At 67.1% G+C, this 21480-nt stretch carries 21 protein-coding genes; 9 read left to right on the forward strand and 12 right to left on the reverse strand.

Translation table 11 applies throughout. The features are described 5' to 3' along the window. Positions 1–3 precede the first annotated feature (3 nt). From BPODLACK_RS17055 to BPODLACK_RS17065, 3 genes are read right to left on the reverse strand one after another with little or no spacing between them, the layout of a single operon-like run. Positions 4–828: an SDR family oxidoreductase gene (locus BPODLACK_RS17055; RefSeq protein WP_024499638.1), complete on the reverse strand. Its 825-nt coding sequence runs from the start codon at positions 826–828 to the stop codon at positions 4–6. Next, on the reverse strand, positions 825–2279 hold the full coding sequence (locus BPODLACK_RS17060; RefSeq protein WP_024499639.1) for an aldehyde dehydrogenase family protein: 1455 nt from the start codon (positions 2277–2279) through the stop codon (positions 825–827). Before BPODLACK_RS17060 ends, BPODLACK_RS17055 begins: the two co-directional genes overlap by 4 nt. Further along, a complete protein-coding gene (locus BPODLACK_RS17065) occupies positions 2276–3475 on the reverse strand; it encodes a cytochrome P450 (RefSeq protein WP_024499640.1) in 1200 nt (399 codons plus the stop codon). The genes BPODLACK_RS17060 and BPODLACK_RS17065 overlap by 4 nt, the downstream gene beginning before the upstream one ends. 165 nt (positions 3476–3640) lie before the next feature. Between BPODLACK_RS17065 and BPODLACK_RS17070 the strand changes: the two genes are divergently transcribed. Both BPODLACK_RS17070 and BPODLACK_RS17075 read left to right on the forward strand, forming a co-directional pair. After that, positions 3641–5212, forward strand: coding sequence for an AMP-binding protein (locus tag BPODLACK_RS17070; RefSeq protein ID WP_024499641.1), 1572 nt, complete (start codon positions 3641–3643; stop codon positions 5210–5212). Beyond that, positions 5209–5838, forward strand: a complete 630-nt coding sequence (locus BPODLACK_RS17075; protein WP_024499642.1) for a MarR family winged helix-turn-helix transcriptional regulator — start codon at positions 5209–5211, stop codon at positions 5836–5838. Before BPODLACK_RS17070 ends, BPODLACK_RS17075 begins: the two co-directional genes overlap by 4 nt. Before the next feature lie 98 nt (positions 5839–5936). Here the strand turns inward: BPODLACK_RS17075 and surE are convergent, their stop codons facing one another. After that, positions 5937–6725, reverse strand: coding sequence for a 5'/3'-nucleotidase SurE (surE, locus tag BPODLACK_RS17080; protein WP_024499643.1), 789 nt, complete (start codon positions 6723–6725; stop codon positions 5937–5939). Between the two features lie 272 nt (positions 6726–6997). Between surE and BPODLACK_RS17085 the strand changes: the two genes are divergently transcribed. Next, positions 6998–8731, forward strand: a complete 1734-nt coding sequence (locus BPODLACK_RS17085; protein ID WP_024499644.1) for a PEP-utilizing enzyme — start codon at positions 6998–7000, stop codon at positions 8729–8731. Positions 8732–8825: 94 nt separating this feature from the next. Here the strand turns inward: BPODLACK_RS17085 and BPODLACK_RS17090 are convergent, their stop codons facing one another. After that, entirely contained in the window at positions 8826–10238 is a 1413-nt protein-coding gene (locus BPODLACK_RS17090; protein ID WP_159405776.1) for an amino acid permease, read from the reverse strand. 190 nt (positions 10239–10428) lie between these two features. On the opposite strand from BPODLACK_RS17090, the gene msrB reads away from it, so the two are divergent. The 3 genes from msrB to BPODLACK_RS17105 all read left to right on the forward strand — a co-directional run bounded on the left by msrB (position 10429) and on the right by BPODLACK_RS17105 (position 12527). Next, the gene (gene msrB / locus BPODLACK_RS17095) at positions 10429–10914 is read left to right on the forward strand and encodes a peptide-methionine (R)-S-oxide reductase MsrB (protein WP_159405777.1); all 486 of its coding nucleotides are present in this window, start codon (positions 10429–10431) and stop codon (positions 10912–10914) included. After that, the gene (gene msrA / locus BPODLACK_RS17100; protein ID WP_159405778.1) at positions 10911–11459 is read left to right on the forward strand and encodes a peptide-methionine (S)-S-oxide reductase MsrA; all 549 of its coding nucleotides are present in this window, start codon (positions 10911–10913) and stop codon (positions 11457–11459) included. Before msrB ends, msrA begins: the two co-directional genes overlap by 4 nt. Before the next feature lie 114 nt (positions 11460–11573). Further along, positions 11574–12527 (forward strand): PfkB family carbohydrate kinase, encoded by a 954-nt coding sequence (locus BPODLACK_RS17105; RefSeq protein WP_024499648.1) that lies wholly within the window; start codon positions 11574–11576, stop codon positions 12525–12527. On the opposite strand, the gene BPODLACK_RS17110 is transcribed toward BPODLACK_RS17105, so the two are convergent. Beyond that, positions 12524–13156 (reverse strand): flavin reductase family protein, encoded by a 633-nt coding sequence (locus BPODLACK_RS17110; protein WP_024499649.1) that lies wholly within the window; start codon positions 13154–13156, stop codon positions 12524–12526. The two genes, BPODLACK_RS17105 and BPODLACK_RS17110, sit on opposite strands and share 4 nt — an antisense overlap. 104 nt (positions 13157–13260) lie before the next feature. On the opposite strand from BPODLACK_RS17110, the gene BPODLACK_RS17115 reads away from it, so the two are divergent. Continuing rightward, the gene (locus tag BPODLACK_RS17115) at positions 13261–13575 is read left to right on the forward strand and encodes a DUF2470 domain-containing protein (RefSeq protein ID WP_159405779.1); all 315 of its coding nucleotides are present in this window, start codon (positions 13261–13263) and stop codon (positions 13573–13575) included. A gap of 76 nt (positions 13576–13651) precedes the next feature. Next, positions 13652–14359, forward strand: a complete 708-nt coding sequence (locus tag BPODLACK_RS17120) for a tyrosine-protein phosphatase (RefSeq protein ID WP_024499651.1) — start codon at positions 13652–13654, stop codon at positions 14357–14359. Between the two features lie 8 nt (positions 14360–14367). Here the strand turns inward: BPODLACK_RS17120 and BPODLACK_RS17125 are convergent, their stop codons facing one another. From BPODLACK_RS17125 to BPODLACK_RS17150, 6 genes are all read right to left on the reverse strand, one after another. Further along, positions 14368–15606 carry an acetyl-CoA C-acetyltransferase gene (locus tag BPODLACK_RS17125; RefSeq protein WP_159405780.1) on the reverse strand — a complete coding sequence of 413 codons (1239 nt, stop codon included), beginning with the start codon at positions 15604–15606 and terminating at the stop codon, positions 14368–14370. Continuing rightward, complete coding sequence (locus BPODLACK_RS17130; RefSeq protein WP_159405781.1) at positions 15603–17300, reverse strand: AMP-binding protein; 1698 nt, start codon at positions 17298–17300, stop codon at positions 15603–15605. Before BPODLACK_RS17130 ends, BPODLACK_RS17125 begins: the two co-directional genes overlap by 4 nt. After that, complete coding sequence (locus BPODLACK_RS17135; protein ID WP_159405782.1) at positions 17297–18169, reverse strand: alpha/beta fold hydrolase; 873 nt, start codon at positions 18167–18169, stop codon at positions 17297–17299. The genes BPODLACK_RS17130 and BPODLACK_RS17135 overlap by 4 nt, the downstream gene beginning before the upstream one ends. Next, positions 18166–18900: a hypothetical protein gene (locus BPODLACK_RS17140; protein WP_159405783.1), complete on the reverse strand. Its 735-nt coding sequence runs from the start codon at positions 18898–18900 to the stop codon at positions 18166–18168. The genes BPODLACK_RS17135 and BPODLACK_RS17140 overlap by 4 nt, the downstream gene beginning before the upstream one ends. After that, on the reverse strand, positions 18897–20090 hold the full coding sequence (locus tag BPODLACK_RS17145; protein WP_159405784.1) for an acyl-CoA dehydrogenase family protein: 1194 nt from the start codon (positions 20088–20090) through the stop codon (positions 18897–18899). The genes BPODLACK_RS17140 and BPODLACK_RS17145 overlap by 4 nt, the downstream gene beginning before the upstream one ends. An 88-nt stretch (positions 20091–20178) precedes the next feature. Next, positions 20179–20805 carry a TetR/AcrR family transcriptional regulator gene (locus tag BPODLACK_RS17150; protein ID WP_159405785.1) on the reverse strand — a complete coding sequence of 209 codons (627 nt, stop codon included), beginning with the start codon at positions 20803–20805 and terminating at the stop codon, positions 20179–20181. Positions 20806–20953: 148 nt separating this feature from the next. Here BPODLACK_RS17150 and BPODLACK_RS17155 point away from each other — a divergent pair, with 148 nt between their 5' ends. After that, a complete protein-coding gene (locus BPODLACK_RS17155; RefSeq protein ID WP_159405786.1) occupies positions 20954–21442 on the forward strand; it encodes a nuclear transport factor 2 family protein in 489 nt (162 codons plus the stop codon). Positions 21443–21480 lie beyond the last annotated feature (38 nt).

Here is a 21480-nt window from a genome sequence, read left to right on the forward strand (position 1 = left end):
CTTTCACTCGGTGGTGTCGACCCGAGCTCGAGGCTGGGACAGAGGAGTGGGGAGGGCTGCTGAACGCAGCGCGGTGAGTCCGCCTTCGACGGGGACGTCGATGCCGTTGACCCAGTCTGCAGCAGGGCTGAGCAGGAAGTCGATCACCGACGCCGATTCCGCGGCGGTGCCATGGCGGCCGACCATCGATGCCGATCGTGCAATGGCGTCGACGCCCATGGACTGTTCGAAGTCGGTGAGGATCGGGGTTTCGGTGGGTCCGGGACTGACCGACAGCGCGCGGATACCTCGGGCCTGCAGAGACGCCGACAAGGCGATGGTCCAATCCACGACAGCACGCTTGGACGTGTCGTAGGCCGCCGGGCCGTCGAGCTGTGTCCGGTCCAGCCATTCACGTAGCTCGTCGCGGTCGCGGACCTCGAGGAGTCCGACGATATCGTCGTGTCCCAGGGTGTTCCGGTGTGCCGCGATCGAGGCCACGTTGACGACCGCACCTCCTGACATCCGTTCGAGCACAGCGAATGTCAGCGCCCGCAGGCCCAGGGTGTTCACCGCCAGGACGGTCTCGGCCGGCGCGGTGCCCGGCACGCCGGCGACGTTGGCCAATGCGTCGACGTGGTCGGGTAGATCCAGTGCGGCGATGGCCGCCAGGTCGGACAGGTCGCACCGGAGGGAGTGTGCGCGATCGTCCGGGCAGGCGGCTATGTCGATCGCGATGACGCGGGTGTCCGGCTCTCGGTCGAGCAACCGATTCACCAGGGCCAGACCGATTCCCGACGCGGCGCCGGTGATGACCACCGTACGTGCGATGCTGGAGGCGTCGCTCATGCCATCACCGCCGATACCTCGGTGAACTCGGCGATACCCACACTGCCGAGTTCGCGTCCGTAGCCGGAGTTCTTGACCCCACCGAAGGGGACGGTGGGCCGTTCGCGGGTACGCACCCCGTTGATCTTGACCTGGCCGACCTCGAGGTGTGTCGCGACCTCGACCGCGTGATCCCGGTCGGCGGACCACACCTCAGCGGACAGGCCGTACTGGCTGTCGTTGGCCACCTCGATCGCCTCGGCCACATCGCGGTAATACTGCACCACCAGGACCGGCCCGAAGATCTCCTCGCGCACCGCGGACGCGGAGCGGTCGAGATCACCGAAGACGATCGGGGCCACGAAGCAACGGGAGTTGCCTATGCCGAGTTGCTCTCCGGTACCGGCGATCACGCGACCACCGTTGTGCCGGGCGAGATCGATGTGGTCCAGAACTCGGCGGGCGTGCGCGGCTGATGCCAGCGGACCATGGGTGGTCTCGGGTGCGGTCGGGTCGCCGAACACGAGTTCGGCGAGCGCATCGCCGATCAGCTGCTCGATGCGGTCGGCATGCGCGGCGGGGAGCACGAGTCGCGTGGTCGCGTTGCAGGCCTGGCCGGAGTTGACCAGCCCGGAGGCCAGGATCCTCGGGACGACGGCGTCGAGGTCGGCGTCGGGCAGCACGACGGCGGGTGACTTGCCGCCGAGTTCGAGCGTGGTCCGGGCCAGTGACTCTGCGGCCGCCGCAGCGACTGCTTTTCCGCCGCGGACGCTACCGGTGAACGACACGTGGGTGATGTCCGGGTGTGACGACAACGCCTGCCCGGTCTCTGGTCCCGTACCGTTCACGATGGCGAATGCGCCTGCGGGAAGCCCGGCTTCGAGGAAGCACCGACGGACCAGTGCGGCATCGAAGGGCGTCGCCTCGGAGGGCTTGAGCACCACGGTGCAGCCGGCGGCGAAGGCGGCGGCGACCTTGGCGATGATCTGATGTACGGGCATGTTCCACGGTGTGATCGCCGCGACGACGCCGCCGGCAACGCGGCGCACGATCGCCCCGTCCACGGTCTGTTCCCAGGGAAAGCGCTCGGCAGCGTCTGCGGTGGCGCGCAGGACCGATGCAGGCAACACCTGCTGGCTGGCAGTGGACAGAGCGGTCGGCATTCCCATTTCGGAGGTCACGGTCGCCGCGATCCGGTGACCATGGTGATCGATCAGATCCGCGGTCGCACGCAACACCGTTGCCCGATGCGCCGCGCTGGTCCGGGACCATGACGGCAAGGCGGCCACGGCTGCGGCGACGGCCTCGTCGACGATGGCAGTACCGGCCTCATGGGTCGTACCGATCTCGCGGTCGGTGAACGGGTTGATCACCGGGATCGGTGCGCCATCGGCGATGACGCGGTCCTCGATCAGGGCCGCGGGACCCGCTCCGACGCCGGCGGGTGTCCCCAGCTCGCCGATAGTGCTCATCGGGTCTCTTCGATCCGGACCGGGAGCGTCTTGATGCCACGGAAGAAGTTGCTCTGCAACCGATTCGGCTGATCCATCACCTTGATGTCCAGTCCGCGCTCGATGACGTGGGTGAAGAACAGCCGTGCTTCCATCCGCGCGAGGTTCGAGCCGAGGCAGGCATGCGCGCCCCACCCGAAACCGACGTGCTCGTTGGGGAAGCGGTTGCCGACGAACGTCTCCGGGTTCTCGAAGGCGCGTTCGTCGCGATTTGCCGAGCAGAACCACATCACGACCTTGTCGCCCTCTCGGATGGTCTTGCCGTGCATCTCGATGTCGCGGGTTGCGGTGCGCCGCATGGAAAGGACTGGCGAGACCCAGCGAACCATCTCCTCGACGACCACCCGGATCTTGGCGGGGTTCTCACGCATGAAGTCCCACCACTGCGGATTCTCGGACAGGACGTTGACCCCGCCCGACAGCAGATTGCGCGTCGTCTCGTTGCCCGCGACCATCAGGATCAGGTAGTAGGCATCGAGGTAGCCACGACTGAGCGGTACACCGTCGAGTTCGGCCGCGGTCAGCACGCTGATCAGATCGTCGGCGGGGCATTCGCGGCGGAGCTTCTCCAGTCCGCGGAAGTAGTCGAAGACCTCGTCACGCGCTTTCACCGCGGTTTCGGGTCCCTCGGAGTAGTCGGGATCCTCGCTGGCCATCTGGTTCGTCCAGCGCAACAGGTTCGGGCAGTCCTCGAGCGGTGCGCCGAGGAGGCGTCCGATCATCACCAGGGGGAGCTGCGCGGCGATGGAGGCGACGAAGTCGATGTCACCGGTGCCGGTGTGGGCATCGAGGAGTTCGTCGATGACGGCGGCGATGTCCCCTTCGAGCGACTTGAGCTTCACGGGCCGCACGTGCGGGGTGACGATGCCGCGCAGCTTGCCGTGCTCGGGAGGGTCGACGTGGTGGATGCTGCGCGCCCCCTCTCCTTCGGCGCGTCGACTGGCGATCTGGGTACCCTGCGTGACAGTGAAGTCTTCGGCGTTGGAGGCCACGGCCTTGATGTCCTCGTAGCGGGTCACCGACCAGAATCCCGGGCCATCGTGTTCGGCGTTCCAGTGCAGCGGGTCCATGTCGCGCAGCTGTGCGAACAGCTCGTGGTCGACGCCCGCGGCGAAGGGGCTGAGATCCATCAGGTCGATGTTGTCAGCGATTGTCATGTCGTCTCCAAAAGACTCTGGTTTGTGACTGCACTTTCACTAAACCATAGTCTATGGTGTGTTGTGAACCACAACAATAGAAAAGTCCGAGGTTGCTTGCCTGCGATAACCGGCTGATCGGCCGGGGGTGAGCAATGCGACTTGCGATTCGCAATCAGGAGTGACGTGTACCCACCGTCGACCGTGCGTGACCGCCCCGAAGCCATCGCCTATGTGATGGCGGGGTCGGGGGAGCGCATCACCTACGCCGAGCTCGATCGACGATCGAACCAGCTGGCTCGATTCTGGCAGTCGCGGGGCGTCGGCCCGGGCGGCTCGGTCGTGTTGGTGATGGAGAACAACCTGGCCTGGCCGGTGGCGGTGGCCGCCGGGATGCGCAGTGGCCTCTACGTGACGCCGGTGAACTGGCACCTCAAGCCTGCCGAGTTGGCGGCACTCATCAGTGAGGACCGTCCGGCGGCGATAGTCACCAGCGTTGCGCTCGCCGAGCAGGTGGTCGCCGCGGTGGGCGGCACGACCGACGAGCACCCGGTGATCGTGTGCGCCGACGGGGCGGCCGAGGGGTGTGTCGAGTGGGATACGGCCCTCGCCGATCAATCCACCGACCCGCTGGAAACCGAGTTGCTCGGTGCGCGAGTGCTCTACAGCGGCGGGACCACCGGGCGCCCGAAACGGTTCGCCCAGCCACTGCTCGGAATACATCCCTCCGAGGCGCCGCGCCGACACTCCGGGCTGGTCGACAAGCTCGGGGTCGGTTCCGACTCTGTCCTGCTCTCCCCGGCACCCAACTATCACGCGGCGCCGTTCACGTTCCAACTGATCACCTTGGCTGCCGGCGGCACGGTGGTGTGTATGGAGAGGTTCGACGCCGCGGGGGCAATGAGGGCGATCGTCGACTACGGGGTCACCCACTCACAGTGGGTGCCGACCATGCTCGTCCGCCTGCTGCGTCTACCGGATCGGGAGTCCATCGCGCTCTCGCCCCGTCACCAGGTGGCCTTCACGTCTGGTGCCCCGTGCCCGCCGCACGTCAAGACGGCGATCTTCGACTGGTGGGGGCCGATCCTCCACGAGTACTACGGAGCTTCCGAAGGCTACGGCCACACCTACATCTCGCCGCTGGAGGCGCAGTCGCACCCCGGGTCGGTCGGCCGCCCCCTCGGTGCTGCCAGGGTGCACATCACCGACGCCGACGGCGCCGACGTCGACCCCGGCGAACAGGGCACAGTCTGCTTCGAGGCCACCGCCGGTTCCGGTGACGCGTCCCGTCCGGCACTGAAGCAGATGGGGGACATCGGGTACCTCGACGACGAGGGTTTCCTCTATCTCGTCGGGCGTCGTGGCTTCATGATCATCTCGGGCGGGGTCAACATCTACCCCGAGGAGATCGAGACGGCCCTGATGGCTCACCCCGCCGTCGCCGACGTGGCGGTGGTCGGTGTCCCGGATGCCGAGTTCGGCGAGTCGGTCAAGGCGGTCGTCGAGGTGCGCCCCGGAGCGGTGGTCACCGAGGCCGAGTTGATCGACCACGCGCGCGAGCACCTGGCGCACTTCAAGGCGCCCCGATCCGTCGAATTCACCACCGACCTACCCCGCCTACCCACCGGCAAGCTCGACAAGCGCACACTGGTCGACCGCTTCGCCACCGCGGACGAAGGCGCCGGCCCCGGTTCGTCGAAGTTCCCCGATTCGCAACAGTTGCCCAGTCCGTCGACGTTTCAAGGAGAGAAAGTATGACGACGAAGACCTCAACCGCCGAATTCGATGTGCTGCACGCCCTCAAGGTGAAAGGACTCGCCAGTGACGAGGCCTTGGCCGCGCTGACGGGTCTGGCCTCCGACACACTGACCGCGACGGTCGATGCGCTCCGGGAAACGGGCTTCGTCCTGCGCCGTGAGGGCGGACGCATCTCCGGCACGATGATCACTCCGGCAGGCCGCGAGGAGTACGAGCGGTTGGCCACGGAGTTCGTGCTCGGTGATTCCGAGCGTGTGGCAGTGGATACGTTCCGCGAAGCCTTCGGACCGATCAACGGCGACTTCAAGAAGATCTGCTCCGCGTGGCAGGTTCGTCCGGACGAAACGCCCAACGATCACACCGATCCCGACTACGACGCATCTGTCGTCGCCGAGTTGGATGAGGTTCACGAGCGGGTCTCCGCTGCGCTGGATGCGGTCGGCACCGACATTCCCCGGTTGGGTCGTTACAGCGCCCGACTGTCGGTCGCACTGCAGAAGGTGCGCGACGGCGACACCGCGGCGTTCGCCCGTCCGATGTACGACAGCTACCACGACATCTGGATGGAGTTGCACCAGGACCTGCTGCTGACGTCGGGCCGCGAGCGCGGCGCCGGCGACGAGTGAGAACTCGGTCCGGCAGCAGCGACTGAGCCCCATATCGATTGAGCCGCCCGTCACCTGGTGACGGGCGGCTCAATCGGTGTACAGGTTGCTCGGCGCTGTCAGGCGAGTCGCGTCAGACCCAATGCGTCGTCCAATCGCACCGCTGCGTCCGCGTCGCGAATGGGATCGCTGTCCGCGTCGACTCCGCGCAACGCCGACACCGAGACGAAACCGTCGGCCACGGCGGCACTGTCGGTGCCCTCGCGGAAGCCGGCGTCCCGCAGCACGCGATTGATCAGCAGTGCGTTCTCGGTGCGTGAGAGTCGAAGGGAGAACATGCTCCTGGCGGCGAGCGATGTCATCCGGATACCACGAAGGTCGGCGAAGTCGACGTCAGGAACATTGACGTTCAACGTCATTCGCGGGGTGTTGGATTCGGCGATCCAGCCGACGATACGCTCGGTCACCGCCGCGGCGGTGTCGTAGCGGCTATGCGGGGCGAAGCCGGAACTGACCGCGATGCCGCCGACGCCGGCCACGCGCGCGGCGAGGACGGCCCCGACCGTGCTCGAGAACAGGATCGACCGTCCGGTGTTGTGGCCCTCGTTGATGCCGCTGACCACGAGCTCAGGCGGCGGTCCGAACGCGCCCGAGCAGAACGCGATTGTCGTCAATGCCGGCGGACAGTCCAACGCGAACACCGGGGTGTCACCGAGTTCGGCGAGCCGGTGCTCGGTCGTGGGAATCAGCGCGCCGTCCTCGATGGTGCCCAACGAACTGCCACTGCCGCTGCGCTCGGAACTCGGTGCGCCGACGACCACCTCGTGTCCCGCCGTGATTAGCGCCGACGCGACCGCGATCAACCCATCGGCGTCGTACCCGTCGTCGTTGGTGACCAGCACTCGCATCAGACTTCTCCTCTCGGCAGCCTGTCATCACCGGCGTGCCTGCCATAAATAGTGACTCACTCATCACATCTGTGTCCAGTGGAGATGGGACGTTCGGACGAAAGCGCGTGTTTGGACGGGCAATAGGCAGTCACGGGCGGTTGACAACGTGAGTGGTGTCACAGAATAATGTGACACAGCGTTCGCTAACCGACAAATCGGTGGCGCGATGCCGGAAGCGGTTCGAGGATTCGGCCGCTGGCTCAAGACGAAATGGAAGGACGCCCGGACACATGACTGCCTGGCCGATCTCGAACGAGACTTCGAAAATTTTCCCGCTGTACTCCCGCGCCAACGTCGGTGAGATCTTCCCCGACCCGATCACCCCGCTGAACGCTTCCCTCGGGTTCCAGCACACTCTTGAACCCGGATGGCGCGATGCGTTCATCGCGTGCGGGGTGTGGGACGACGACCTCTACGACGACTCGGTCGACTTCAACATCCTTCCGGCCTTCGGGAGCTACCTCTACATCAACATGTCCCTGATGCGCCTGTTCGGTGTGCGGGTACCGGGCATGGGCGCCGAGGCGGTCGACCTGCAGTACTTCGGCGACATGCCGGGCATCCCGAGCTACGAGAGTGAGAAGCGGGACTTCGACCAGAGCCCCGAGTACGAGGCCAAGGCCGACGCGTGGCTCGCCGAGCAGGTCCTCGGCGCGACCGACCTCGCCGCCTACGACGCCGATCGCGACGAGGTCGACGAGATCCGTCGAAATCGGCCGGACATGACCACGCTGTCCGACGCCGAGCTGGTCGAGCGGATGAATTCGTTCGAGACCCTCTTGCGTCGACTCTTCAAGCATCACATCGAGGCGAGCCTGAAGTCCGGTGTCGGGCTCGGTGCCATCGCACAGCTGGCCGAGGCGGTCGGTAAGCCGGAACAGTCCCTCACCCTCGTCGCGGGACTCGGCAACGTCGATTCCGCCGGCCCCTCGCTGCGTATGTGGGATCTCAGCCGTCGGGCTCAGCATCCGGACGTCGCGGCTCTGTTCGACGCAGGCACCAAGGGCCTCTACGCGAAGCTCAGGGCTTCCGAGTCGGCCGCGGTCGCGGAGTTCACCGCTGAGCTCGACACATTCCTCGCCGACTGGGATTTCCGTGGCCCCGCCGAGTGGGAGATCCGAGCCATCACCTGGGGTGTCGACCCGGACCTGGCCCTTGCAACCATCGATCGAATGCGCGATGTCTCGGATGACGAAGCACCGGAGGCGAAGTCCGCCGAGCGCGCCGCGCAACGCGATGCTGCAGCAGCGGCGATCCGCGAGACCCTGGCCGCCGACGCGGAAGCCTCCGCGCAGTTCGAGGCGGTTCTCAATGCGTCCGCGTTGTGGATGCGAGGCCGCGAACGAGGCCGAACAACCGCTGCCATGCTCATCCACGAGCTCCGTCTACCGGCTCTCGAACTCGGTCGTCGCTTCGCGGACAAGGGCGCGATCGACTCGAGCCGCCAGATCTTCATGGTGTTCGCCGACGAACTGCCGGACTTCCTCGAGAACCCGGAGTCCTACCGGGAAACCCTCGTGGAGCGGGAGAAGGTCTACCTCGACCTCTTCGATCGCACACCGCCGTTCGTCGTGGACGGCACCCCGCCCCCGGTCAGCGAATGGCCGCTGCGTTCGGAGTCGAGTGTCGCTGCCGCATCCAGCGGTGACACCATCACCGGCGTTCCCGCCTGTGGCGGCACTGCACGCGGCCGCGCCAGGGTTCTCACGAATCCCGATGATCCCTCGGCCCTGGAGCCGGGTGACATCCTCGTCGCACCGATCACCGATCCGTCGTGGACTCCGCTGTTCGTCGCCGCCGCTGCGGTCGTCGTCGACGTGGGCGCCCCGTTCTCCCACGCCGCGATCGTGAGTCGCGAGCTGGGCATCCCCTGCGTCGTGTCGGCCACCGAAGCCACCCGGCGGATCACCGACGGAGCCATGGTCGAGGTCGACGGCACCTCTGGCAGGGTCACTCTTCTCTGACCGGATTCGGCGCCCCCGAACCCGGGCGGCCCCGACGGACATCTCCGTCGGGGCCGCTCGTCCATCTGGTCCGGGTTCGTTCGTCGGCGGATCGTCAGACCTCGCGGTCGGCCAGCTCCCCGGCGTTGCGCGTCCAGGCGAGGTAACCGATGCCGACTCCGGTGAACCACACCGCGCCGACGATGAGCGCGATACGCCCGTCCTCGTCGAAGAAGAGCAATACGAAAACCATGACCAGGAAGGCGAGTGCAAGCCAGGTGGTGACCGGCGCCCCGGGCACCCGGTAGTCGGAGGCGGGTAATTCGCCGCGTGCGACCCGGCGCCGGAAGGCCATCTGACACAGCAGGATCGTCGACCAGATCACGATGATGCCGACCGTCGAGACCGCCGTGATGTACGCGAAGGCGTGTTCGGGGTCCAGCACGTTGACCACCACGCCGAGGACCATCACCGCAGCGCTCACGGCGATGCCCGCGGCCGGGACCTTGCGGCTCGACAGCTTCGTCAGCTGCTTCGGGGCGTCACCGGTGTGCGCCAGCGACCGCAGCATCCGGCCGGTGGAGTAGATGCCCGAGTTGCAGGATGACAGGGCAGCGGTCAGCAGGATGAAGTTCACGATCCCCGCGGCTCCGGGGATGCCGATGTAGGAGAAGACGGACACGAACGGGCTCTCGCCCTCCTGGTAGTCCTTCCAGCTGCGCACGGACAGGATGACGATGATGGCGCCGACGTAGAAGATGCCGATGCGGAAGGGTACCGAGTTGATCGCCTTGCGCAGCGTGACCCGCGGATTCTCGGCCTCACCCGCGGTGACGCCGACCAGCTCGACGCCGACATAGGCGAACATCACGATCTGCAGGCTGAGCAGGGCATTGCTGAAGCCGGTGGCGAAGAATCCGCCGTCGTTCCAGAGATTCGTGACCGACGGTCCGGTCTCCGGGCCGAACCCGGAGATCGGGAGCAGCACGCCGATGCCGACGACGATCATGCCGACGATGGCGGTCACCTTGATCGTGGAGAACCAGAACTCGGCCTTTCCGAACAGCCCGACCGAGATGAGGTTCGCGCAGAACAGGACGAGGAGCGCGACCAGTGCGGTCAGCCAGACGGGGACCGCCGGCCACCAGTAGTTGATGTACTTGCCGGCGACGGTGATCTCGGCCATGCACGTGGTGGTCCACACGGCCCAGTAGGTCCAGCCCTGGCTGAACCCGGCGAAGCGGCCGAGGAACTCGTCGGCGTACTCGCTGATCCCGCCCGAGATCGGACGGTAGATCAGCAACTCGCCGAGGGCTCGCATCACGATGAAGATGGCGAGGCCTGCGAGTGCATAGGCGAGGACGAGCGCCGGTCCGGCTTTCTCGATCGCTCCGCCCGACCCGTAGAAGAGTCCGGTGCCGATCGCGCCGCCGATGGCGATCATCTGGACGGTGCGCGCGGTGAGCCCGCGCTGGTAACCCTCGTCTGCCTCGACGCCGGTTTCGGCGCTTCCGTGCTCGATCGTCACGTGGAGAACTCCTGACGCCATTGTGTTGGTTGGCGGTCCTCAGGGTAACGACGACCTCGCAGCCGGATTCACCAGCCTGAATTGTCGGATTCACTCGCGCGGGACCAAATCGGGACCCCGCGTTGTTGCGCATGATGACGCCGGAGAGCCATGCCAGATCGACGAGCGGCCGGCGTCGACAGGAGGAATCGTGAGCAACGAGTACCGCAAGACCCCCGAGGCCCTGAACCGCCTCACCGACGCGCAGTTCCGCGTCACCCAGCGCGACGGCACCGAGCGCGCCTTCGACAACGAGTACTGGGACAACCACGAGCCGGGTATCTACGTCGACGTGGTCTCCGGCCAGCCGCTGTTCTCGTCCACCGACAAGTACGACAGCGGCACCGGATGGCCGAGCTTCACCAGACCCATCGACTCCGCCGCCGTGACGACCAAGTCCGATCGCACCCTGTGGATGCGACGCACCGAGGTGCGTTCGTCGGGGGCCGACAGCCACCTCGGCCACGTCTTCGACGACGGTCCGCGCGAAGCCGGCGGACAGCGCTACTGCATGAATTCGGCAGCGCTGCGCTTCATCCCGGCTAGCAACCTCGAAGCCGAGGGCTACGGGGAGTACACCGGGCTGTTCGGCGACACCACAACCGCAGACACCCATACCGAAGGGGAGACCGCATGACCACCGACACCGGCCAGATCACCGTCCGACCCGGCACCGAGACCGCGGTCCTCGCCGGCGGATGCTTCTGGGGGATGGAAGACCTGATCCGCAAGCAGCCGGGTGTCCTCGGCACCCGCGTCGGCTACACGGGCGGGCAGAACGACCACGCCACCTATCGCAACCATCCCGGTCACGCCGAGGCCGTCGAGATCGTGTTCGACCCGACGCAGACCACGTACCGCGACATTCTGGCGTTCTTCTTCCAGATCCACGATCCGACCACTCGTAACCGCCAGGGCAACGACGTCGGGACGAGCTACCGGTCGGCGATCTTCCCGCTGAGCCCGGAGCAGGAGCAGGTGGCCCGGGACACGATCGCCGACGTGAACGCGTCGGGCCTGTGGCCGGGTGCGGCCGTCACGACCATCGAGCCCGCAGGACCGTTCTGGGAGGCCGAACCCGAGCATCAGGACTACCTGCTGAGGTATCCGTCCGGCTACACCTGCCACTTCCCGCGCGCCGATTGGGTACTTCCCAGGCGCGGTGCGTCGACCACGCCGTGACGTACCGGGGTCGCGCGGGACGTGTGCGTCTCCTTCCCGCGCGCCCCGGTCCGGCGCCTTTCTGAGGTGCCAGAATCGTGCGCACCTGCCTGTGCCGACGTCGAAGGAGCCCTCATGACCGATGCTGACACCGGGAAGGTGCTCGTAGTCGGGGCCGTGAACGTCGACCTCGTCGTCGGTGCCGATCGGCTGCCCGGCCCCGGGGAGACCGTCGTCGGGCCGGACGTGGCCCGCCACGGAGGTGGCAAGGGTGCGAACGCCGCTGTCGCGGCGGCGCGATCAGGCGCGGCTGTCCGATACTGCGGCGCGGTCGGTGACGACGAGATGGGAGCGGGGGCTCTCGCGGAGCTCGCGGACGAGGGCGTCGATATCACCGAGGTCACCCGGGTCGCCGGAGTCGCCACCGGCGCCGCGCTGATCGTGGTGGATCCGTCCGGCGAGAATCAGATCGCGGTGGGATCGGGGGCGAATGCGCGTGTCGACCCCGAGCGGGTACGCGCGGCCGTCGGCCGCGCCGCGGACTGGGGAGTCGGTTGCGTACTCGTCAGCACCGAGATAGCCCCCGATGCAGCCATTGCAGCGGTGAAAGCCGCTGCGGAACAGGGTGTCCCGTGCGTCGTCAATCCGGCCCCCGTCCTCGACGAACTCGTCGGCGTGATCTCGGTTCCGGACATCCTCACCCCCAACGCCTCGGAACTGCGCGACCTGTACGTGCGGACGTCGGTGGTCGCGGATCATGACCGCATGACCGAGACCGAGATGGCAGTCGCCCTCGCGAAACACTTCGAGGTGACCGTGATCGTCACGCTCGGCGCCGATGGGTTGCTGGTCGTCGACCGCGCCGGTGCGACCGCCGTGCCGGCGGGCAGGGTCGAGACGGTGGTCGACACGACAGGTGCCGGCGACACCTTCAACGGCGTGCTGGCGGCTTCCCTTGCGGCCGGCGACGATCTCGTGACGGCTGCGCGGCGTGGTGCGGCAGCAGCGTCGTTGTCGGTGGTTCACGTGGGGGCGCGCACCGGGATGCCGACGGCGCCGGCGATCCAGCGCGCGGTGTCGGGAACCTAACGCGTCATCGGCTGGGGCCGCTCCATGTAGAGATGGTGTTCGTCGCTCGGAATGAAGTAGTCACCCTTGCCGCCGGCGCGTAACAGGGGTCGGGGGCGCGCCGTGTCGTAGGTCAGGTCGTCACCGAGAAGCGCCGTCGAGATGTGCACCTTCACGACCTCGCCGAGGACCATCCAGGTGTCCACGGACTCGCCTGCGGCGGACCGCAGTTGGAAGGCCTCGGTGACCAGGCACTCGAAGTTGACCGGGCTCTGGGCGACCCGGGACGGGCGGACCAGGTCGGAGTCGACCGCGGTCAGGCCGGCGTGGTCGAACTCGTCGACGTCTGCAGGAAGCGCGGCGGAGGTTTGGTTCATCTGCTCGCCGATCGCCTCGGTCGCGAGGTTCCACACGAACTCACCGGTCGACTTGGCATTGGCGACAGTGTCTTTCCAGCCGATGCTGGCGAAGCCGATGATCGGAGGGGAGTAGTTGAAGAGGTTGAAGAAGCTGTAGGGGGCGAGATTTCGCACCCCGTCGTCGGACACCGTGGAGATCCAGCCGATGGGACGCGGCGCGATGATCGCGTTGAGGGGGTCATGGGCGAGCCGGTGGCCCGCGGCCGGCTCGTAGGAGTGGTACCCGGTCATCGCTTCACCGTACGTGAGTGCTCGATCGTGTCCCGGGGCAACACCGTCCGGAGACGAGGTGACGGCGCCGAGTACCCTCGACGAGATCGACGAGAGAGGCTGACATGGCTGGTCACGACACGACACCGCAGTTCACCGAGGACGTGGTGGCCGGGGTGCTGGCGCACATGAACGGCGACCACGCCGACGATTCACTGGTCATCTGCCACGCTCTCGGGCGACGCCCGGACGCGACTGCGGCCGTGATGACCGGATTCGATCACGAAGCCGCGATCTTCGACGTCACCGTCCCCGAAGGGGTCGTCGAGATGCGATTCGAGTGGGACCGTCCGGTGGTGAACCGGACGGACGTACGCATGGCCGTCGTGGCGATGTTCCGGGATGCGCAGGCCCGCCTGGAGGCGACTCCGGAGAGATAGCTCACGCACGGATACCGCAGGGTCCAGACTTCAGTATCCTGAGGTGCGACTTGTCAGTGACAACGACGGGAATCGCGTGACCCTCTCCTCCTCCGATGCCAGGCTCCGGACGTTCGCAAATCTTCGGGACCTGGGTGGGCTGCCCCTCGCGTCGGGCGGTGTGACGGTGCCGAACGTGTTGATCCGCAGCGACGCGCCCTATCCCGCCGACGAGGACCCGGCGGGGGTGCCGTGGCCGCCGAGTACCGTCGTCGACCTGCGGAACCCCACGGAGATCGAGCCGATAGCCGTCACCTGGCCGTCGGCTGTGCGGGTCGTCAATCGGCAGGTGTCGTCGAGTGCGCGTATCGACCGGCTCGCCGACACGGCGCTCATCGAGATCTATTCGTCGGTCATCCGCACCGGGCAACACCGGCTCACCGCGGCTCTCAACGAATTCGATTCCACCGGTTCGACACTCGTGCACTGCGCGGCCGGCAAGGATCGCACGGGCATGGTCGTGGCGATCGCACTGCTCCTCGCCGGGGTCGAGGCGGATTCGGTGATCGCCGACTACCAGCGCACCGAGGACTTCATCGCCGGGGTCTTCGCACGATTGCGCGAGCGGCGCAGAATCCCGGCCGGCACCACACTCGCCGCTCCGATCCTGCGGACTCCGCGTGAGGCCATCGACCTCGTCATCGACGAGGTGACCGGCACGCCGGGCGGGGCCTGGGGATGGTTCGAGGCCCACGGCGGCGACGTCCCGCGCTTCGAGCGCTGGGTCGCCACCTTCGTCGGCTGAACCGGGTCTCAGACCCGCTCGAAGATCGCGGTGAGCCCCTGTCCGCCCCCGATGCACATGGTCTCGAGTCCGAAACGTGCCTCACGACGGTCGAGTTCACGCAGCAGTGTCGTCAGGATCCGCACGCCGGTCGCACCGACCGGGTGACCCAATGAGATACCCGACCCGTTGACATTGGTGCGCTCGAAATCGGCGTCGGCGAACTTCCACTCTCGAGTGACCGCGAGCGCCTGGGCGGCGAAGGCCTCGTTCAGTTCGATGAGATCGATGTCGGACAGTTCGAGACCCGCCCGCGCCAATGCCTTGGCGGTGGAGGGAACAGGGCCGATGCCCATCACCTCCGGGCCGACCCCGGCCACCGCCCAGGTGACCAGGCGGGCGAGCGGATCGAGACCCAGGCGTTCGGCATTCGCCCGGGTGGTCACCAGTGTGGCGGCGGCGCCGTCGTTCTGGCCGCTGGCGTTGCCGGCGGTGACGGTCGCCTCGGGATCGGATCTGCCCATGATCGGGCGCAGTCGGGTCAGTGACTCCAGCGTGGTGTCGGCACGGGGATGTTCGTCGCGGTCGACGACCTGGTCGTCGCCTTTTCGCTGCGGAACCGACACCGGCACGATCTCTTCCGCGAACTTGCCGCTCTCGATGGCGGCCACGGCGCGTCGATGCGATTCGACGGCCAACTCGTCCTGTTCCCGGCGCGGGATCGAGTACTCGCGGCGGAGGTTCTCCGCGGTCTCGAGCATGCCACCGGGGACCGGATGGTTCTTTCCGCCCGCGGTGACGCGGCCGCGGGCCAGCCGGTCGTGCAGGGCGGCCGGCGCGCCCTTGGCGCCCCATCGCATCGATTCGGTGTAATACTCTGCGCGACTCATGGATTCGACGCCGCCGGCGATCACCAGCTCGGCGACCCCGGTCTGGATGCGCATCGCGGCGTCGAGTACGGCCTGTAGACCGGAGCCGCAACGCCGGTCGAGCTGGGAACCCGGCACGGTGACGGGGAGTCCCGCATCGAGTGCGGCGACGCGACCGATGGCCGGCGCCTCGCCATTGGGGTAACACTGGCCGAAGATCACGTCGTCGATACTCTCCGGGTCGATCGCGGTGCGTTGCAACAGTTCCGAGATCACCGTCGCGGCCAGGTCGGTCGCCGGGACGTCGACGAACGAACCGCCGTAGCGTCCCACGGGCGTACGGAGTGGCTCACAGATCACGACGTCGTCGGCTGCGGGTGGTGCGGTGTTCACGCTCATGCGGGTGTTCCTTTGCGGTAGTCCACTTCCTGGCCTGACCACCGCTGCGCCCAGTCGCGCAGCTCGACGGCCCGGATCTTGGTTCCGTTGCCCCCGACCGTGGTCGGCATCTCCTCGATCACGTGTACGGCGGCAGGCACCTTGAATGCGGCCAGGCGGTCGCGGCACCAGGCCTTCAACGCGGCGGCGTCGAGGTCGGCGTCGGGTTCGACGGGTACGACGAAGGCCACCGCCTCGGTGTAACCACCAGAACCGGTGACCCCGACGACCTTCGCGGTCTGCACGTTCTCGTGTTCGGCGAGGCGGTGCTCGATCTCCGCCGGGTCGACGAGGAAACCTCGTAGCCGCAACACATCTCCCATACGGCACACATAACGGAAGCCGCCGGTGTCGAGGGTGCGCGCGAGATCGCCGCTGCGGAACCAGCCGTCGGTGGTGAATGCCCGCGTGGCGGCTTCCGGGTTGCCGAGATACGCGTCGACGACGTTGGGACCGCGGAACTGCAGTTCACCCTCCTCGTCGGCTCCCAGGATGCGGTCGTCGAACGGATCGACGACACGGACCTCGATGGCATCCTCCACCGGCCGGCCACCGCCGTTCCAGCGCAACGATTCCGGGTCGTCCGACGACCACAGCAGAGCGAGGGCGAAGATCTCCGACGAACCGAAGACACCGGTCGTCTCGGCGCCGGCCTCGTCACGCGCCCACCGGGCGATGTCATGGGACCGGCCGAGGAAGTCCGCGATGCCGAGCCAACGCAACGAACTCAGGTCGGTACGCCGGCCGTCATGCCAGGTGTCGTACAGGCGCCCGAAGAGGTCGTCGCCGCCGACGATGTGGGTCACACGCAGCGATTCGACTCGATCGAGGGCGGCCACCGCGTCGAAGACGGGCTCCATCAGGATGGCTGCGCCACCGGCGAGACCGGCCATGGCCGTGCTGAATCCGAAGACACCCGACACGGGTAGGACGCCGAGGACCACGTCGCCCTCGCGGACGTCCATGATGACGGAATCGGCATGCGCGTGTCGGACGACGGCACAATCCCGGTGCGCTGCGAGCTTGGGGGTCCCGGTGGAGCCCGAGGTCGTGAATGCGACCCCGAGTTCACCGGTGTCCGCAGCGCGCTCACCCGCAGGTGTCCATGCCGCCGTCGACGGGGTCGCGGGTGCGTGAACGCCGGTGGTGTCGCCACTTCCGGCGATCCAGGCTCCCGCGCCGAGATCGAAGTCGGACGGCGTCGCGGTGGGACTCAACGGCCCGGGGACGACCGCGATCGCGGGAACGGGATCGGCCGCCGAACTCGCATCGCGCAAGGTGCCGAAGATGTCGAGCCCGTGGAACTGTGCGGGGACGGCGACCACCACGGGCCGCGCCGAGTTCAGGATGTGGGCGACCTCGCCGACGTTGTACCGGGTGTTGACCCCGATGACGTGCGCACCGACGGCCGACGCGGCGAACTGCCAGACGAGCGCGTCGGACCAGTTCGGCAGATATGCCGCCAGACACTGGCCTCGACGGACACCGATGTCGGACAGCTCTTCGCGCAGCTGCTCGACTCGTCGTGCGAGTTCGGATCGGGTGAGGGTGATCACCTCGCCGTCGGCGACGTCCATCGCCACCGGACTGTCCGGGGACTTCTGGACGAGGTCGGCGAGCATTCCCGCGAGCGTGGGACGGGTGGTGATGGTCATGACACGACCTCCGGGGTGCGCGTGCCGGACGACAGGGACCGCAGCCAGGCGTCGGCGCGTGAACCGAAGTCGGGGAGCTCCTCCATCGGATAGTGGCCGTATCCGGCCAGCTCGGTGAACTCCGCACGCGGACCGTCGAGTTCGTTGATCTCGTCGGCGGCTCGGCGGACGGCGTCCACACTGATCCACGGATCGTCGGCGCCGCAGACCAGGTGCAGGCCACAGGTGAGTTCGGTGAGCCGGTCGCGGACATCGTGACTGCCCCAGCCGATGAGATCCGACGAGGAGATCTCCGGGTCCTCACGTTTGTGCATGAGGCCGATGAGATGTGCCCGCGCCGCAGGCACCGCCCGTCCTACGGAGGCCAGGCTGCCGAGGTAGGTGCGGTCCGCGCGGGCGGGCCCGGCGACATCCTCGAGTTCGCGTCGTAGACCGGCGATCCTGACCCGGCCCGGCCCGGTCTCGGCGGCCATGGCGACGGCCCCGGCGAGCGGGTACTCCGGCCGCGTCGCCAGTTCGAGCGTGAGTTTGCCGCCGATGGAACACCCGATGACATACGGCCGCTCGACGTCCAGACGCCGAAGGACGGCGGTGAGCCAGTCGGCGTAGTCGCCGAGGCCGGTGATCGGGCCCGTTGGGCAGGGCTCGGAGCGTCCGTGACCCGGTAGGTCCGGGACGATGACGCGGTAGCCGCGGTCGGCGATGTCCTGTGCGGCACAACGCCATTGGACGCCGCTCTGTCCGGCGGTGTGGATGCACAGCACCGTCGGTATGTCGACGACGCGCCGGCCCGGCGCGGTGGGGTCGGCGGTGACGATCTCGACGAACGCCAAGGCGCCCTGGATCTCGAGGTAGCGTGCCTCGATCATGAGTGCACCTCCCGCGCCATCGCTCGCGCGTTCTGGATGATCGCGTGTAACGGCTTGGTCAATCGCAGATACTCGTATCCGTTTCCGGCTGAGGAGAACTCACCACGGAGTGCGCGACGCATGAAGTCGTCTGAGTCGGACAGCATCAGATCCACCCAGGTGACAGGGGCCGCTTCGAAGGTGAACGTGGCACCCAGGAGCGCGCGCCGCGTGACGTCGATGACCTGGCCCTTGTAGATGCGCAGGTGCACTTCGCGGTTGCCGCACCGCAGTCCGACGGTGCCGTCCCAGGTGGAGACCGACGAGGTGAACGCGGCGTCGTGATGCAGGCGTCCACACAGTTGCTCACCCCACTCGATCGAGCAGAAGTCAAGCGACGGAATCACTTCGGTCCGGATCTCGGTACGCCAGGTCTCCGTCCCGGATTCGCGAACCCGCCCGGTGTCGTCGAGCAGCCGGACCTCGCGGTCGATGCCGTCGGGTCCGACGCGGGTCACGACGGTGGTGGCGTGGACACGGTCCGACCCGGTGATCGGCGTTGTGGCCGACCAGGTGACGCCGAGCCGTTCGGCAGCCGGGACCGGGTCGGTCAGCCACTCCGCCACCACCATCCCGAACGACGGTGAACGAGCGGGGATGCGGAGCCCGTGGCGGTCGAGGACATCGGCGGCCGGTTCGGTGCCGGTCGCGGTCCGGACGCCGACGCGGATCGATGCGAGGGCGGAACTCATGACCCGGCCCTGCCCAGCAACTCGTCGGAGATGATCCGCATCTGGATCTCGCTGGTGCCTTCGAAGATCTTGGTGAGACGTGCGTCGCGCCAATGCCGTTCGACCTGGAAGTCGGTGGTGTACCCCGCGCCGCCGTGGATCTGGACGGCCTCGCTGGTCACCCGTTCGGCCATCTCGGTGGCGACGAGCTTGCACATCGAGGCCTCGAGCGAACAACGCCTGCCGGTGTCGATGTCGGTGGCGACCGAGTACATCAGTTGCCGGGCCGCTTCGATGTCGGCGGCCATCGTGGCGATCTTGAAACGCAGGTGCTGGAAGTCCGCGAGTTCGTGGCCGAACTGCTTGCGGGTGTGCATGTAGGCGATGGAGTCCTCGAGTGCGGCGCGGGCCAGGCCGATCGCGCGAGCCGCCGTGTGGGCACGACCGACCTCGAGCCCGCTGACCGCGAGGTAGAAGCCCTTGCCCTCCCCGCCGAGCATGCGGTCGGCGGGGATGCGGAAATCGTCGAAGGACAGTTCCCAGGTGTTCCAGCCGAAGTAGCCGATCTTACGGACCTTGGTGCCGGAGATGCCCTCGGGGAACACGCCGCGATCCTTCTCGACGAGGAAGGCGCTGATGCCGCGATGCGGTTTGGCCGGGTCCTTGTTCGGATCGGTACGGGCGAACAGCACGAGGTAGTCGGCCTCGTCGGCATAGGTGCACCACATCTTGGTGCCGTTGACGACCCAGTCGTCGCCGTCACGGGTCGCCCGGCAGGAGATGTTGGCGACGTCGGAGCCTGCCTCGGCCTCGGAAAGCGCATAGGCGCCGAGGTATTCGCCGCGCGCCACGCGTGGCAGGAGTGCGGACTCCTGCTCGGGGGTGAATCCGCCGCCCATGCCGTTGCCGCGCGCCAACAGTCCCGACACGCTCATCCACGCACGCGAGAGTTCTTCGGCGACGAGGCAGTATTCGAAGACGCCGAGCCCGAGGCCGCCGTGCTCCTCGGGAATCATGATGCCGAAGAACCCGACCTCGGCCATCGCCTTCTTGAGCGTGTCGGGGATGGTCCCCTGGACGGGGTCGAGCTCGTTGGCGACCGGCAGCACCTGCTTCATGGCGAAGTCGCGGGCGAGGTCGCGGATGGCGATCCGATCCTCGGTCAGGTATCGCGGGCTGTCGGTCCGGGGCTGTGACGGCCGATGGGTCATGGCCTTCTCCTGGTGAATGCGGGCCGGAGTGAACCGGGTCGTACTCGCCGGCCACTCATTAACGTGCGTTCACCATTAGAGCACCGGGTCAGCCCGCGGTCAATGCCTGACCGACGTCTGGGCGGTATCCGGCGAGGTTGAGGGCGTACTGGCCGTAGTCCTCGGCGACCTCGGACGCGGTCCGCGGCCCGTCCGGGCGGAACCACACCGGGATTCCGGCGCACATCAGGAGAACCGCGGTGACAGCCTGGTGTACGCGGTCGATGTGGAATAGCCCCTGATCGACCGCTCTTTCGGCGATGTCGATGAACTGCTGCTCCTGGGCGTCGCGCGAGCCGACGACACGCTTGCGGTCGATCTCGCCCAGGTAGCGCAGTTCCGTGTTCGCGACCAGACATTCGCGCGGCTTCTGCGCGGTGTAGAGGGCGTGTGCGACGACGGCTGCGCGCCACTGTTCGACGGGGTCCTTGCCGGCCCGGCGGATCGCGTTGCGGGTCGCGGTGAACTGCTCGTCGCTCGCGGTGCGGAGGATCTCGACCAGCAGATCGGACTTGTTCTCGAAGTGGTTGTACACGTTTGCGGCGCTGCAACCAGCGCGATTACCGATGGTGCGCATCGTCGCGCCGTGAAATCCGGCGGTGAAGAACTCGTCGAGCGCGGCGTCGAGGATGCGGTCGCGGGATGCGGCGGTGGCCGATGGCGATCGGGTGTTCATCCGCTCAGGGTAGGGCGGTGCGGTTCCACCAGCAAGGAAGCGGATCGCGGGTTGGTTGACGCTCTCAGGCGACCCGGCTTATGGTGTGGATCACGTGAACAATCGTTAATATGCTGCGCTGTCCGTCGACGAACTCTGGAGCATGAGCATGAGCACCGAACCCGATCTGGCCGCGCGGTTGACGCGCCTCGAGGATCTCGAGGCGATCCGCGCACTGGACGCGCGATATTGCCGTCACCTCGACGACGGGAACTGGGATGACCTGATGACTCTGTTCACGGACGACGGTGAGTTCGACGGCCTGTCGAACCCGCGGGGCAAGATCGAGATGCGCGCCTTCTTCGCAGGTCTCGCCGACGGCGGCCTCACCTCGTTCTGGCACTTCATCACCAACCTCGAGATCGAGATCGACGATGACACGGCTGTTGCCCGGTCATTTCTCTGGCAGCCGTGCGTCCTCGACGGTGTCGCGTCGATCGCTGCCGGTCGCTACACCGACGAGCTGGTCAAGCAGGACGGGCGGTGGCTCTACCGCGTGAAGAGGGTGCGCTTCCATTTCTTCGGCCCGCTCGCCGACGGATGGGACGAGAATCGGTTCGCGCTCGACTCGGCACATGCCGCGGCGGTCAATCCCTGATCGGGCCGTCGCGTACCGGTGAGTGGGGGAAACCACTT

Origin of the sequence: Gordonia sp. YY1, from assembly GCF_009872315.1 — a bacterium.
GTDB lineage: Bacteria > Actinomycetota > Actinomycetes > Mycobacteriales > Mycobacteriaceae > Gordonia > Gordonia amicalis.

Coding starts and splice junctions, on each gene's coding strand:
- BPODLACK_RS17055 (WP_024499638.1), bottom strand. CDS start 828: ATGAGCGACGCCTCCAGCATCGCACGTACGGTGGTCATCACCGGCGCC.
- BPODLACK_RS17060 (WP_024499639.1), bottom strand. CDS start 2,279: ATGAGCACTATCGGCGAGCTGGGGACACCCGCCGGCGTCGGAGCGGGT.
- BPODLACK_RS17065 (WP_024499640.1), bottom strand. CDS start 3,475: ATGACAATCGCTGACAACATCGACCTGATGGATCTCAGCCCCTTCGCC.
- BPODLACK_RS17075 (WP_024499642.1), top strand. CDS start 5,209: ATGACGACGAAGACCTCAACCGCCGAATTCGATGTGCTGCACGCCCTC.
- surE (WP_024499643.1), bottom strand. CDS start 6,725: ATGCGAGTGCTGGTCACCAACGACGACGGGTACGACGCCGATGGGTTG.
- BPODLACK_RS17085 (WP_024499644.1), top strand. CDS start 6,998: ATGACTGCCTGGCCGATCTCGAACGAGACTTCGAAAATTTTCCCGCTG.
- msrA (WP_159405778.1), top strand. CDS start 10,911: ATGACCACCGACACCGGCCAGATCACCGTCCGACCCGGCACCGAGACC.
- BPODLACK_RS17105 (WP_024499648.1), top strand. CDS start 11,574: ATGACCGATGCTGACACCGGGAAGGTGCTCGTAGTCGGGGCCGTGAAC.
- BPODLACK_RS17110 (WP_024499649.1), bottom strand. CDS start 13,156: ATGACCGGGTACCACTCCTACGAGCCGGCCGCGGGCCACCGGCTCGCC.
- BPODLACK_RS17115 (WP_159405779.1), top strand. CDS start 13,261: ATGGCTGGTCACGACACGACACCGCAGTTCACCGAGGACGTGGTGGCC.
- BPODLACK_RS17125 (WP_159405780.1), bottom strand. CDS start 15,606: ATGAGCGTGAACACCGCACCACCCGCAGCCGACGACGTCGTGATCTGT.
- BPODLACK_RS17130 (WP_159405781.1), bottom strand. CDS start 17,300: ATGACCATCACCACCCGTCCCACGCTCGCGGGAATGCTCGCCGACCTC.
- BPODLACK_RS17135 (WP_159405782.1), bottom strand. CDS start 18,169: ATGATCGAGGCACGCTACCTCGAGATCCAGGGCGCCTTGGCGTTCGTC.
- BPODLACK_RS17140 (WP_159405783.1), bottom strand. CDS start 18,900: ATGAGTTCCGCCCTCGCATCGATCCGCGTCGGCGTCCGGACCGCGACC.
- BPODLACK_RS17145 (WP_159405784.1), bottom strand. CDS start 20,090: ATGACCCATCGGCCGTCACAGCCCCGGACCGACAGCCCGCGATACCTG.
- BPODLACK_RS17150 (WP_159405785.1), bottom strand. CDS start 20,805: ATGAACACCCGATCGCCATCGGCCACCGCCGCATCCCGCGACCGCATC.
- BPODLACK_RS17155 (WP_159405786.1), top strand. CDS start 20,954: ATGAGCACCGAACCCGATCTGGCCGCGCGGTTGACGCGCCTCGAGGAT.